The organism is Pseudomonas sp. NyZ480 (assembly GCF_029537255.1).
In the GTDB taxonomy this organism is placed as follows: Bacteria; Pseudomonadota; Gammaproteobacteria; order Pseudomonadales; family Pseudomonadaceae; genus Aquipseudomonas; species Aquipseudomonas taiwanensis.
In genome coordinates this window covers 2,681,579-2,695,191 of the sequence record NZ_CP120626.1, presented here as the reverse complement: position 1 = coordinate 2,695,191, position 13,613 = coordinate 2,681,579, and the positions used below count along the sequence as shown (strand labels likewise).

The window sequence follows — 13,613 nt, the reverse complement described above, 5'->3', positions numbered from 1 at the left end:
GACGCTCCCATGACCCTTACCTTCAAGCCTCTGGAAACCTACCGGGACGACTTCAGCTTCCGCAACAGCCCGGCGGCCATCGCCCGTTTTCCCTTCCCGTTTGCGCAAGACCAGTACATGTACTCGGTAAATCTGGAGCCGGCCGTGTCCCGCGACCCGGGCTCGGTGTTCGAACACTGTTTCGACATCGATGAGCACTACCTATCGGAGATCGCCGAGCGCGCCCGGGTACTGGAGCAGGATCCGCAGCGCTGCCTGGTCATGCCGCACATGGCCCAGGCTGCCTGGGACACCCTGGAAATGCTCATGGAGCATCTGGCCCGGGACTATCCCGAGGTGTTCCGTCTGAGCCGTGACGGCGCCGCCTGGCACTGGCAGAACTTCGCGCTGAACATCGACCAGCATTTCACCTACGGCGATGCCAGCACGCTGCCATGCGAGCCGCTGGAGTACGTCACCCGCCAGATGCAAGGCGACTTCGCCGTGCTCGATCAGCGTGACAGCGACCTTTACATGGATGCCGGCATGGTCACCTGCCCGGCGGACTGGTCATTGCGCTTCGACGCTGGCATGAGCTTCAAGCAATGGCACTCGCCGGTGCCCATGGCGCACCAGATGGGTGTGTTCGATCGTGCGCTGAAGTACCTGCTCAACCTCCAGGTCGGCCACCCGGTGCGCCGCCTGAACTGGACGCTGACCATCAACCCGCGCCTTGACACCTCGCCTGAGACCTTCCACCAGTGGGGAAGCGACCGCGGCAAGGTCACCGTCGAGAACGTCGGACGCCTGGTGCACCTGCGCGTCGAGCTGCAGACCATGAGTCGCCTGCCACGCTCGCACGCCCTGCTGTTCGGCATCCGTACCTACCTGATCAGCTTCGACGAATTGGTCAGCAATCCGGCCTGGGCGCAGCGTCTGCACCGGGTAATGCGCGACCTGCCCGACCCGATCGCCGACTACAAAGGCATCACCCGCTACCGCCAGCCCCTGGTCCAATGGCTGCGCCGCTTCGATGCCACTGCCTGAATCACTTGCCTGAACAACCACAACGAGAGGAACTGCCCATGGCTAACTCATGGCGCATCAGTGCATTGCGCGAACGTCACCTGGCGCTCGGTTCGAACCTGGAAGACTGGAACGGCATGGGCACCGCCTGGACCTACGCCAGCGACCTGGCCGACCACCACGAAGCGATCCGCACCCAAGCAGGACTGATGGACGTGTCGGGCCTGAAAAAGGTGCATTACGTCGGCCCTCACGCCGAAAGCCTGCTGGACTACGCCACGACCCGCGATGTCAGCAAGCTGTATCCGGGCAAGTCGGTATACGCCTGCATGCTCGACGACGATGGCATGTTCATCGACGATTGCATCATCTACCGCACCGGCCCCAATGCCTTCATGGTGGTGCATGGCGCCGGTAGCGGCCACGAGATGCTGATCCGCTCGGCCCAGGGGCGTCAGGTCGCGGTATTGTTCGACGACGACCTGCATGACCTGTCGCTGCAAGGCCCGCGCGCGGTGGACTTTCTCGCCGAGCATGTACCAGGCATACGCGAGCTTCCCTACTTCCACCACCTGCAGACCCACCTGTTCGGCCGTCCGGTGATGATCTCGCGTACGGGCTACACCGGCGAACGTGGCTACGAAATCTTCTGCAAGGCCGCTGACGCTCCCATGCTTTGGGACGGCATTCTTGAGCAGGGCAAGGCCCACGGCATCATCCCTTGCGCGTTCACTGCACTGGACTGGCTGCGGGTGGAGAGCTACCTGCTGTTCTTCCCCTATGACAACTCGCAGATGTACCCCTTCGCCGATCAGAAAGCCGGCGACACCCTGTGGGAGCTGGGCCTGGACTTCACCGTTTCTCCCGGTAAGCAAGCGTTTCGCGGTGCAGGTGAGCACCTGCGGCTCAAGGGCAAGGAGCGCTTTCGGATCTTTGGCGTGCTGCTCGAAGGTGCCGTCGCTGCCGAGGCCGGCGACACGCTGTGGCATCAGGGCCGCCAGGTCGGCGTGATCACCTGCGCGATGTATTCGCGCCTGACCGATCGCTCGATGGCCATCGCCCGCGTCGCCCCCCCTATCGCCGAGCAAGGCGTGCCGCTGCAGGTACGCGGCAGCCTGCAGGTGAACGCCATCACCCACACGCTGCCATTCGACGACCCGGAAAAGAAAAAACGCACCGCCAAAGGCTGACCTGTACGGGGACCCCACATGAGCCACTACCTACTGAAGATCAGCTGCCCCGCCACTTCCGGCATCGTCGCAGCGGTCACCACCTACCTCGCCGGTCGCGCGTGCTACCTGAGCGAACTGGCCCAGTTCGACGACGAAGTCACTGGACGTTTCTTCATGCGCGCGGTGTTTCGTTTCAACGACGGTGTGAAGGCCGACATCGAGGCGCTGCGCCAAGGCTTCGAAGATGTTGCCGTGCCTTTTGCCATGGCCTGGGAGCTGTTCGAGGGCGACCGCCCCATGCGGGTGCTGCTGATGGTCAGCAAGTATGACCACTGCCTGGCCGATCTGCTTTATCGGCATCAGAAAGGCGAGATGGACATGCAGGTGACCGCCATCGTATCCAATCACCTCGACCTGCGACCAATGGCCGAGCGCGAAGGCATTCGCTTCATCTACCTGCCGGTGACGCGCGACACCAAGGCCCAGCAAGAGGCCGCGCTGCTCAAGCTGGTCGAGGAGACAGGTACCGAACTGGTGGTACTCGCCCGCTACATGCAGATTCTTTCCGACGACCTGTGCAAGCAGCTGTCGGGCCGGGCGATCAACATTCATCATTCGTTCCTGCCGGGCTTCAAGGGAGCCAAACCTTATCACCAGGCCTACGAACGGGGTGTGAAGCTGATTGGCGCCACCGCCCACTACGTCACCAGCGACCTGGACGAAGGGCCGATCATCGAGCAGGAAGTACAGCGTGTCGATCATGCCTACCTGCCAGAGGACCTGGTGGCGATCGGAAGGGACACCGAGACCGTCGCCTTGTCCAAGGCGCTGAAGTACCACCTTGAACACCGCGTGCTGCTCAACGGTGACAAGACGGTGATTTTCCGATGAGCGCCGTGACACTGATCGACGGCAAAGCAGCGGCCGCGCGGGTAATCGCCGAAGTCACAGATGAGGTCAAGGTGTTCAAGGCCAACGGCATCGCCCCCGCGCTGGCCGTGGTGCTGGTCGGTGAAGATCCGGCCAGCCAGGTCTATGTGCGCAATAAAGTGCGGCGCGCCGAGGAATGTGGCATCCGCTCGCTGGAGTTCGAGTTGCCCTCGCAGTGCCAGGCTGGCCGCTTGCTGGCCTTGATCGACACGCTGAATGCCGATGCCAGTGTACACGGCATCCTGGTCCAGCTGCCTTTGCCCGCGCACATCGACGAACACCTCGTACTGCAGGCCATCGCCCCCGTCAAAGACGTCGACGGTTTCCACGCCGCGAATGTCGGAGGCCTCACCCAGGGGCGCGAAGTGCTGACGCCCTGCACGCCTGCCGGTTGCCTGCGCCTGCTGCAAGACACCTGCGGCGATTTGAGCGGAAAGCACGCCGTGGTGATCGGCCGTTCCAACATCGTCGGCAAACCCATGGCCGCCCTGCTGCTCAAGGCGCACTGCACGGTAACCGTGGTGCACTCCCGAAGCACCCACCTGCCTGAGCTGTGCCGCCTGGCGGACATCGTCGTTGCCGCTGTCGGTCGCCCTCGCCTGGTGAAGGGCGACTGGCTCAAGGATGGCGCGGTAGTGATCGACGTCGGCATAAACCGACTCGACGAAGGCGGGCGCGCTCGCCTGGTCGGTGATGTCGACTTCGACTCCGCCTGCACCCGCGCCGCCGCCATCACGCCAGTCCCCGGCGGCGTCGGTCCCATGACCATCGCTTTGCTGATGAAGAACACCCTGGCCGCGGCACGTCTGCAGCATTCAAGCGTCGACCGGTCCCAACCTGCAATGGAGATTCCAGCATGACACAACGCGTCGCCATCATCGGCGCCGGCCCTTGCGGCCTCGCCCAGTTGCGTGCCTTCCAGTCGGCCCAGGATAAAGGGGCCGCTATCGCTGAACTGGTCTGTTTCGAGAAGCAGTCGGACTGGGGCGGCATGTGGAACTACACCTGGCGCACCGGGCTGGACCAGCACGGCGAGCCGGTGCACGGGAGCATGTACCGCTACCTGTGGTCCAACGGGCCGAAGGAGTGCCTGGAGTTCGCCGACTACAGTTTCGATGAACACTTTGGCCGCCCCATGGGCTCCTACCCACCCCGCGAAGTACTGTGGGACTACATCAAGGGCCGGGTCGAGAAAGCGGGTGTCCGTGGCTACATCCGCTTCGACACCACCGTGCGCAATGTGACCTGGGACCCTTCCACCGGCACCTTCGCAGTCACCGCCCACAGCTACCAGGACGACCGGACCTACAGCGAGACCTTCGACTACGTGGTGGTCGCCAGTGGTCACTTCTCCACCCCCAACGTGCCCTACTTCGAAGGTTTCGAACGCTTCGCCGGACGGGTACTGCATGCCCACGATTTTCGCGACGCGCTGGAGTTCAAGGGCAAGGACGTTCTTATCGTCGGTGGCAGCTATTCGGCTGAAGACATCGGCTCGCAGTGTTTCAAGTACGGTGCGCGCACCATCACCAGTTGCTACCGCAGTGCGCCGATGGGCTACAAGTGGCCGGACAACTGGGAGGAGAAACCGCTGCTCACCCACGTCGACGGCCACATGGCGTTCTTTCGCGACGGCAGCAGCAAGCCTGTCGATGCGATCATCCTGTGCACCGGCTACAAGCATCACTTCCCCTTCCTTGCCGAAGACCTGCGTCTCAAGACCGCCAACCGCCTGTGGCCGCTGAACCTGTACAAGGGTGTGTTCTGGGAGCAGAACCCTCGGCTGATCTACCTGGGCATGCAGGACCAGTGGTACAGCTTCAACATGTTCGACGCCCAGGCCTGGTATGTGCGCGATGTCATTCTCGAACGCATCGCGCTGCCTGCACAAGCGGTCATGCACGCCGAAAACCTCGCCTGGCGCGCGCAAGAGGAGCGCCTGGAAACCGCACAGCAAATGTTCGAATTCCAGGGCGAGTACATACGCCAGCTGATCGAAGCCACCGACTACCCGAGCTTTGATATCGCCGAGGTCAACCGTACTTTCCTGGCGTGGAAGCACGACAAGTACGAAGACATCATGGGTTACCGCGACAAGTGCCATCGCTCGCTCATCACCGGAACCCTCGCCACCCCGCACCACACACCCTGGCTGCAGGCACTGGACGATTCGCTGGCGGCCTACCTGGCCGACACCACGTTCGACCCGTTGAAAACGGCAAGCTGACCTCCCCGGATCTGCCCGGGCGCTCACCCACCGGGCAGGCCCTATCCATTGCCCTGAGTGGAGTCTCGCCATGAACCCTCCTTTGATTTCCAGGCCACGAGAACCGGCCCTGTTTGCCCGTGCGCCCAGCCTCGAACGCCACACCGTCGCCCCCGGTGGACTGACGGTAGTGGCGTTGGAGCCGGGTGACCGGCTCGACGTGATCGACCTCGAGGGCGACCAGCGCGCCGAGTTGCTGGCCTTCGCCGGCGACGGTCGTGCGGCGCTGTCGGCCCTAGGCTTGAGCGCCAGCCTGGATGCCAGATTCATCTCCCAGTTGCTCCACGATGGCAGCCGCGGCGCCGCCCATGTCAGCATGGGTCTGGCGCGGCGTGGCATCGACTACCGCCACCTGCCCTGCGCGGCATCGCTGTGGGAACGCGAAACACCTGCCGGCTTTGGTCGCAGCCTTCGCACCAGCGAAGCGCTGCTGGTGATCGTCGCCGCGCCGGGTGCACCGGCAGCGGTCGACAGCCAGTTACGCGCGAGCGAACTGCGCCTGCTGATTCACCGCGCCAACCCCCGCGCGCTTCTCACGCCCCCGCTACCGCCGCCTTTGGGCGAGGTGGTGGACGAGTTCACCATCGCCCCCGGCAATGCGATGGCGTATCGCGTGGCCCGAGGCCAATACATCCAGGTCCTGGATGTGGCCGGGCGCCAGTGCTCTGACTTCGTAGCCTTCGACCGGAGGGGGCTGGACGAAGGGCGCGAAATAGACCTCGACCCCACCGTTACCCGCACCTTGAACGGTAGTGCCTATCCCGGCCCAGGCCTGTTCAGCCGTTTCTACGACCGCAACCTGCAACCGATGCTGGAGGTGGTCCGCGACACCGTTGGCCGCCACGACACCTTCGCCCTCGCCTGCACGTCACGCTACTACGAAGCCCACGGCTATTTCGGCCATGCCAACTGCAGTGACAATATCAGCCGCGCCCTGGCCGGGTTTGGCGTGCAACAGCGTGGTGGCTGGCCTGCGATCAACTTTTTCTTCAACACCGGGGTCGATGCTCACCAGCAACTGACCCTCGACGAACCCTGGTCGCGGCCCGGCGACTATGTACTGTTGCGCGCCATGACCGACCTGGTGTGCGCCAGCTCATCCTGCCCCGACGATATCGACCCGGCCAACGGCTGGCAGCCCACCGATATCCATCTACGCGTGTATAGCGACAAGGAGCGTTTCAGTATCGCCATGGCCAACCGCAAGGCGCCCGACGCCGACCCCGTATTGACCCGCGAAAGCGGATTCCATCCCTGCACTGCGACACTGACCCGCCAGTTCAGCGACTACCGAGGTGTCTGGACACCCACGCATTACGATGGCTACGGTGCCATCGAGGAATACCATGGCTGCCGCGACCGGGTGGCGGTGATGGACCTTTCGGCGCTGCGCAAATTCGAGGTGCTCGGTCCGGACGCCGAATCCCTGCTGGACCATTGCCTGACCCGCGACGTGCGCAAGCTGGCGGTCGGTCAAGTGGTGTACTCAGCGATGTGCTACGCGCACGGCGGTATGCTCGACGACGGCACCCTGCTGCGCCTGGGCCAGGATGCGTTCCGCTGGATTGGCGGCGAGGACCAGGCCGGCACCTGGTTGCGCGAGCAAGCGCAGAAGCTCGGCATGAAGGTGTGGATCAAGAGCGCTTCGGAGCAGATCCATAACGTCGCGGTGCAAGGACCGCTGTCGCGCGAGCTGCTCAAGGACATGATCTGGACGCCCGGAACTCAACCGAAGCTGGAGGAGCTCGGCTGGTTCCGCTTTCTGACCGGACGGCTCGACGACTACAACGGCCCGCCGCTGATGGTGTCGCGTACCGGCTATACCGGCGAGCTGGGTTACGAGGTCTGGTGCCATCCGAGCGACGCACCGCGCGTCTGGCAGCGCCTGTGGCAACTGGGTGAACCGCTGGGATTGGTACCGTTGGGCCTGCATGCCCTGGACATGCTACGCATCGAAGCCGGGCTTATCTTCGCCGGCTACGAGTTCAGCGACCAGACTGATCCCTTCGAGGCGGGCATCGGCTTTTGCGTACCGTTGAAGACCAAGCAGGCTGACTTCATCGGTCGGGACGCCTTGCTGCGCCGCGCAGCCAACCCACAACAGCGTCTGGTGGGCTTGGAGCTGGACGGCAACGAGGTGGCAGCCCATGGCGATTGCGTTTATGACGGCCGTGCACAGGTGGGCATCATCACCAGTGCCACACGCTCGCCGGTGCTGAGCAAGAACATCGCTTTGTGTCGACTGGACGTTGCCTATGGCGAGCCGGGTACCGAGCTGGAAGTCGGCAAGTTGGACGGCCAGCAGAAGCGTATTCGCGCGATCGTGGCGTCCAGCACCGTCGCGTATGACCCACAGAAGGCGCGCGTGCGCGCCTGATTCGAGAGGTTTGGGGCTGCTGCGCAGCCCCGCATCAACGCTCAGACCGCATCGTCCCCCATCTCTGCGGTCCTTATCCGGATAACCCCCTCCAGATCCTGGATGAAGACCTTGCCGTCCCCGATCTTGCCGGTGCGCGCCGCCTTCAGAATCGCTTCGACGGCCAGCTGGCAAACGCCATCCCTCACCACGATTTCAAGCTTGACCTTGGGCAACAACTCCACCAGGTACTCGGCACCTCGGTATACCTCGGTATGCCCTTTCTGCCGCCCATAACCCTTCACTTCGGTGACCGTGACGCCACTCACCCCTACCTCGGTGAGGGCCTCGCGCACAGCGTCCAGGCGGAAGGGCTTGATGATCGCGGTAATCAGTTTCATCGGCGCAGCCCTCAGTTGGAATATTTGTAGCCCACTTCACCGTGGGCAGAGAGGTCAAGCCCGTCCACTTCGGACTCTTCATCCACCCGCAATCCACCGCACAGCGCACCGGCAACCTTGTACGCGATCAAGCTGGTAATGCCCGAGAACGCCACGCTGAACAGGATCGCACCGGCATTGACCAACACTTGGTCGAGCAACCCACGGCCGTCGGCGAAGCCCTGTCCACCGATGGCCGTCAGTGCGAACACCGGGGTCAGCAGCCCACCCAGGATGCCAGCGACGCCGTGCACGCCGAACACGTCGAAGGCATCGTCCAGGCCAATCATCGGCTTGAGTTTCTCCACCGACCAGACACACACGGGACCTGCGATCAGCCCAAGCAGAATGGCGCCCATGGGGCCGACATAACCGCAAGCCGGGGTAATCGCCACCAGCCCGGCGATGGCGCCGGACAGCGCACCGAACATGCTCGGCCGGCCACGGTGCTGCCACTCGACCAACATCCAGCCCAGCGCCCCGGCGCAACTGGCGAGCATGGTGTTGACCATCACCAACATGGCAAAGCCATTGGCGGCCAGGGCGCAACCGCCGCAGAAGCCCAACCAGCCCACCCACAGCAGCGAGCCACCGGTGAGGGTCATGGTCATGTTGTGCGGTGCCAGCGAGGGCGTTCCAAAACCACGGCGGCGCCCCAGCAACCAGGCCCCTACCAACGCGGCGATGCCGACGTTCAGGTGCACCACGTTACCCCCGGCGAAGTCCTGTACGCCGAGGTTGAACACCCAACCACCGCCCCAGGCCATATGCGCCATGGGGATGTAGTTGATGGTCAGCCACACCACCATGAACACCATCACCGCGGCGAACTTCATGCGTTCGGCCAGGCCGCCGACGATGATCGCCGGGGTAATGGCGGCAAACAGCAGCATGAACAGGAAGTACAGGTATTCCGGAATGGTGCCAACCACCGAATCCTTGGTGATGCCCACCATGAACAGCTTGTCCAGGCCGCCGAGCACCGACTGCAAGGCACCGCCGTCGGTAAAGGTCAGGCTGTAACCGTAGAGCGCGAACAGCACGGACATCAGTGCCGCGGTGCAGAACACCTGCATCAGGATCGACAGCACGTTCTTGGTACGCGCCATGCCACCGTAGAACAGCGCCAGCCCTGGCAGGGTCATCAGCAGCACCACCAGCGAACACACCGCGACGAAGGCAGTGTCACCGCTGTCGATGGCTGGCGGGGCCTCGCTGGCAAGGGCGGTGGCACTTGCGAACAAAAGGGAAAAACCCAACGTACCGCGGCACACATGGGAAAACCGGATCATGCCTTCTGCCTCCAACCGACGGGAAAAATATCCAACCCGCTGTCGGGTAACCGGGCTGGATTCGAACCGCAGGAAAGCTCGGTAAGAACGGCGACAAAACTTCCTGTGGTTCAATTTAGTTTCCCAGCAGGCAAAGCAATTGACCTGCCAATCCTGCGTATCGTCTACGAAATTGCGCTAACTGCTTGAATTGGAATCTATTTGCTTGGCGGGGTTTGTAACCGTGGGATACGTGAGCTTGTCAAAGCGCCTGTTGTTGGTGCGCATTCAATTGCTCCGGCCCCGAGAGTGACCGTCATTGATTTCACCCCATGAAGTCGTCTGATCGCCACTCGAGGGTATTCATCGGTAGTTATCGTGCTCTGCTCCGGCGAATGATGGCCCGACCAGTCGCCGGACTTACTCGGATTACCCTGGGCTGAAGCGAGTCATTCGGTACGCCTTGCATCCGTCCAACCACCGAAAATGGGCTGTCAGATTCCCCGGTTGTGGGGATCTATACCCATTTTTGACGCTCCATTATTTCGCCAGCATCAGGCGCCACAAGGTTTTGTTTAACAAAGCATTACTTGAGCAAAGGTTGGCACAGGCGTTGCTCCTGCCCTCTCGACAAGGCAATACGCCATCGATGGCCCCAGGCCATTTAGCCGCGAGCGAGGCTTTACACCATGAAAAAACAAGCCGTGGTCAGTCCCTGCAACCCTGCGTTCAGGCTGTCATCAGTCACTGCGCTGATGCTTGGCCTCGGACTAGCCTCGGCCCTGGCCGCTTCGATGGATGATGTGAGCCAGCCGCCCCCCACGGACGCCTCGGCCTATACCGACCAGCCAGCAGACCCTACCCAGGCCTTGCTCAACCTGGACACCATGCCGGAAGCCAACGAAGGTGCTCTTGAACTCAAGGACGGCATGTACGGCGACCGCAACACGGTACGTATCGACAACGTGTTGCAGCCTGCCCAGCAGACCTCGCGCAACTACCCGACCAATGGCAAGCCAAGTCCGCTGTTCGGCGCCCAACCCTTCACCCAGCAGTTACTGCTGTTCGAGGAATTCGGCCCGGAAAAACTCGACCCTACCTTGCCGCCGCCGACGCTCACTTTTCCGGTCCCCACGCTCGGCCAGGCGCCGGCACAGGACCCCAACATCGTCGCCCGCAGCAGCCCGAACGGCAACGCCCTGGAAGCCTTCCTCAAGCAGCCAGGCCTGTACCCGTTCCCCACCCAGTATTCGAACACCCTCGACCGCAACCCCTGGAAAGCGCAGATCGAGATGTTTCTCAATCGCCAACCGATCGGCTCGCCGGCTGAAGGCCGCCCACCAGGAAAAGGCTGGTCGCACCAGCGCTGGAACGAGTTCTATCCCCAGGCTGGCTTCAAGACTGCTCAGGCCGGTGCCCGTATCAACCAGGGGCTGCGCGACCGCAAGCAGATGCACAATTATGCCGTCGGCGAGTTCGGCCCCGGCGGGCTGTATTACCAGACCTCGGACATCCCTACCACGCTCGGTACCACCAAGGGGATCGACACCCGCTTTCATCCCAATTTTCCATTGCAGAACCACAAGTCATTGTGGACCTTCGACGGTACCTTCCCACCGAAACTGCTGATGGTCCGGTATGGGCAGCCCATCATCATGCGCCACTACAATGCGCTGCCGATCGACCCGTCGGCCAATGGCGGATTCGGCCTGCACACCATCTCGACCCATGAGCACAATGGTCACTCCCCGGCCGAAAGCGACGGCTTTGCCAATGCCTACTTCTTCCCCGGCCAGTACTACGACTATCGCTGGCCGATACAGTTGGCGGGCTACGACACCATCAACACCCGCGCCCAGGACCCACGTGCGGCTTTCCCCTGCTCGCCCGGCGAAACCTTGTTCGTCAACGACGCATCGCCTGGCCTGAAGACCTGCGAAAACGGCAGCATCAAGATTCGCGGTGACTGGCGTGAAACCATGAGCACCCACTGGTTCCACGACCACATGATGGATTTCACGGCACAGAACGTCTACAAAGGCAACGCCGTGATGATGAACTACTACAGCGCCCTGGACCGGGGCAACGAGGCTTTGCAGGACGGCGTCAACCTGCGCTTCCCCAGCGGCTCGGCCATGCCTTGGGGCAACCGTGACTACGACATCAACCTGGTAGTGGCCGACAAGGCCTGGGACGACAACGGCCAGTTGTGGTTCAACCCGTTCAACACCGACGGTTTCCTGGGTGACCAGATCCTCGTCAACTGGCAGTACCAGCCCAAGCTCAAGGTCCGCGCTCGCAGTTATCGCTTCCGTATCCTCAACGGCTCGGTATCTCGCTACTTCAAGTTTGCCGTGGTGCGTGAAATCGCCGGCACCAGTGGCGAGTTCAAAGGGCCGACCGGCTCGAACATCTCCTACGCGCGGGTGCCGTTCCACATGATCGCCAACGACGGCAACATCATGGAACACGCCGTACCCTTCGACGGCACCATGGACCTCAATGGCGACGGCGACCGCCAGGACAACAACGGCATCCTCCCACTGCAAGGCATCGCAGAACGCTACGACATCATCATCAACTTCGCCAGGAACGGCATCAAGGCCGGTGACAAGCTGTACTTCGTCAATCTGATGGAGCACGAAACCGGCAAGGGCCCCAAGCAGGCCATTTCGCTGGCCGATGTGCTGTCCGAGAAGTACAAGGCCGTGATCAAGCAGACCAGCAACGGGCCTGAGTGGGACAGGGGCGACCCTGTGGTCGGCAAGTTCCTGCAACTGCTGGTGCAGCCGTATACCGGCCAAGACGTGAGCATGGACCCTACCGCCTATGAGCCGGCCAAGCCAGGCAAGGCCGAAGGCCTGAAGATGATCCCGCTGCCGCTGGACCGCAACGCCATCGCCGACCAGGACAAGATCAAGACCGCCCGGCACCGTGAGTTCATCTTCGGCCGATCCGACGGCACCGATACCAAGCCATGGACCATCAAGACCGATGGTGGCTTCGGTTTCAGCATGGACCCACGGCGCATCACTGCCGCCGCTCAATTGGCCAGCGAGGCGACCCAGGGCGGCTTCAGCGGCGACGGAACCCTCGAGGTGTGGAAGATCAAGAATGGCGGCAACGGCTGGAGCCACCCGGTACACGTTCACTTCGAAGAAGGCGTCATTCTCAGTCGCGACGGCAAAGCGCCACCAGAATGGGAAAAATGGGCACGTAAGGACGTTTACCGTATCGGCCCGGACGCCGACTCTTCGGAAGAGGTGGAAATGGCCATTCGTTTCCGTGAGTTCGCCGGCACCTACATGGAACACTGCCATAACACTCAGCATGAGGACTCCTCGATGCTGCTGCGGTGGGACATCGAGCATCCGGGCCAGTTCCAGGTGATGCCAACCCCGCTACCCGGTTGGGACGGTGTGCAGTATGTCGCGTCGGTTGGCCTGCCAACCTTCCGCAACGCAAGCAGCAGCAACGGCGATGACACCAGCAACAAGCCCCCCATGGCAGTGAACGACAGCGCTGCAACCGCGGCTGGTAAGCCTATCGTGCTCAACGTCCTGGCCAATGACACCGACCCTGAGGGCAATCTGCCGCTGACGGTGGTCGGCCTGAGCCAGCCCGACTCAGGCAAAGGCTCGGTCAGCACCGATGGCACGCAGGTGACCTACACCCCACCAACCACGGTTACCACGTCATTTACCGCCAGCTTCACCTATGCCGCGCGTGACGCCAAGGGGGCGGAATCGGTGGTGCCTGCGACCGTGAACATTGCCGTGAGCCCTCCAGCGGTCGCTGACGAGATCCAGGTCAGCAGCGCAACCGTGCAAGTACGCAGCAACAATCGCTATACCTGGGAGCTGTCCGGCACCACCTCGGTGGCGGCCAACAACAGCATCACGGTGTCGGTCGCCACTACCGCCGGACCGCTGAACCTGGGTGCAGCGACACTGAGCACTTCGGGGACGGGGGCGCGCTGGCGGGTGTCGGTCACAACCACTGGCAATGGGCCCGCCACACCCGCGACGGCGACCGTGCGGTCGGCACTGGGGCAGAGCGTGACGGTGCCGGTGAGTATCCGTTGAATCGTTAATCGCATGGGGGCGCTTCGCGCCCCGTTCGCGGTACGAGGCTGCTCGCACAGGTGCGCGCGGTGTCCGCAGGCAGCGTCGC

At 62.6% G+C, this 13,613-nt stretch carries 9 protein-coding genes; 7 read left to right on the top strand and 2 right to left on the bottom strand.

Features of this window, described 5'->3' with window-relative positions; genetic code table 11:
- Nucleotides 1-9 precede the first annotated feature (9 nt).
- The 6 genes from P3R38_RS12275 (at nucleotide 10) to P3R38_RS12250 (ending at nucleotide 7,750) form a co-directional block, all read left to right on the top strand.
- Nucleotides 10-1,026 carry a DUF3445 domain-containing protein gene (locus P3R38_RS12275; RefSeq protein WP_186617460.1) on the top strand — a complete coding sequence of 339 codons (1,017 nt, stop codon included), beginning with the start codon at nucleotides 10-12 and terminating at the stop codon, nucleotides 1,024-1,026.
- 38 nt (nucleotides 1,027-1,064) lie between these two features.
- Nucleotides 1,065-2,195 (top strand): aminomethyltransferase family protein, encoded by a 1,131-nt coding sequence (locus tag P3R38_RS12270; RefSeq protein ID WP_027906965.1) that lies wholly within the window; start codon nucleotides 1,065-1,067, stop codon nucleotides 2,193-2,195.
- Nucleotides 2,196-2,213: 18 nt separating this feature from the next.
- Nucleotides 2,214-3,068, top strand: coding sequence for a formyltetrahydrofolate deformylase (purU, locus tag P3R38_RS12265; RefSeq protein WP_277687185.1), 855 nt, complete (start codon nucleotides 2,214-2,216; stop codon nucleotides 3,066-3,068).
- Nucleotides 3,065-3,967, top strand: coding sequence for a bifunctional methylenetetrahydrofolate dehydrogenase/methenyltetrahydrofolate cyclohydrolase FolD (gene folD / locus P3R38_RS12260; RefSeq protein ID WP_023380546.1), 903 nt, complete (start codon nucleotides 3,065-3,067; stop codon nucleotides 3,965-3,967). Before purU ends, folD begins: the two co-directional genes overlap by 4 nt.
- Nucleotides 3,964-5,334 carry an NAD(P)/FAD-dependent oxidoreductase gene (locus tag P3R38_RS12255; RefSeq protein WP_277687184.1) on the top strand — a complete coding sequence of 457 codons (1,371 nt, stop codon included), beginning with the start codon at nucleotides 3,964-3,966 and terminating at the stop codon, nucleotides 5,332-5,334. Before folD ends, P3R38_RS12255 begins: the two co-directional genes overlap by 4 nt.
- Before the next feature lie 70 nt (nucleotides 5,335-5,404).
- Nucleotides 5,405-7,750 carry an aminomethyltransferase family protein gene (locus P3R38_RS12250; RefSeq protein WP_277687183.1) on the top strand — a complete coding sequence of 782 codons (2,346 nt, stop codon included), beginning with the start codon at nucleotides 5,405-5,407 and terminating at the stop codon, nucleotides 7,748-7,750.
- Nucleotides 7,751-7,791: 41 nt separating this feature from the next.
- Here P3R38_RS12250 and P3R38_RS12245 read toward each other — a convergent pair whose 3' ends face one another.
- Both P3R38_RS12245 and P3R38_RS12240 read right to left on the bottom strand, forming a co-directional pair.
- Nucleotides 7,792-8,130, bottom strand: coding sequence for a P-II family nitrogen regulator (locus tag P3R38_RS12245; RefSeq protein ID WP_027906968.1), 339 nt, complete (start codon nucleotides 8,128-8,130; stop codon nucleotides 7,792-7,794).
- Between the two features lie 11 nt (nucleotides 8,131-8,141).
- On the bottom strand, nucleotides 8,142-9,461 hold the full coding sequence (locus P3R38_RS12240) for an ammonium transporter (protein ID WP_023380541.1): 1,320 nt from the start codon (nucleotides 9,459-9,461) through the stop codon (nucleotides 8,142-8,144).
- A gap of 668 nt (nucleotides 9,462-10,129) precedes the next feature.
- Between P3R38_RS12240 and P3R38_RS12235 the strand changes: the two genes are divergently transcribed.
- Entirely contained in the window at nucleotides 10,130-13,525 is a 3,396-nt protein-coding gene (locus P3R38_RS12235) for a multicopper oxidase domain-containing protein (protein WP_277687182.1), read from the top strand.
- Nucleotides 13,526-13,613: the final 88 nt, after the last annotated feature.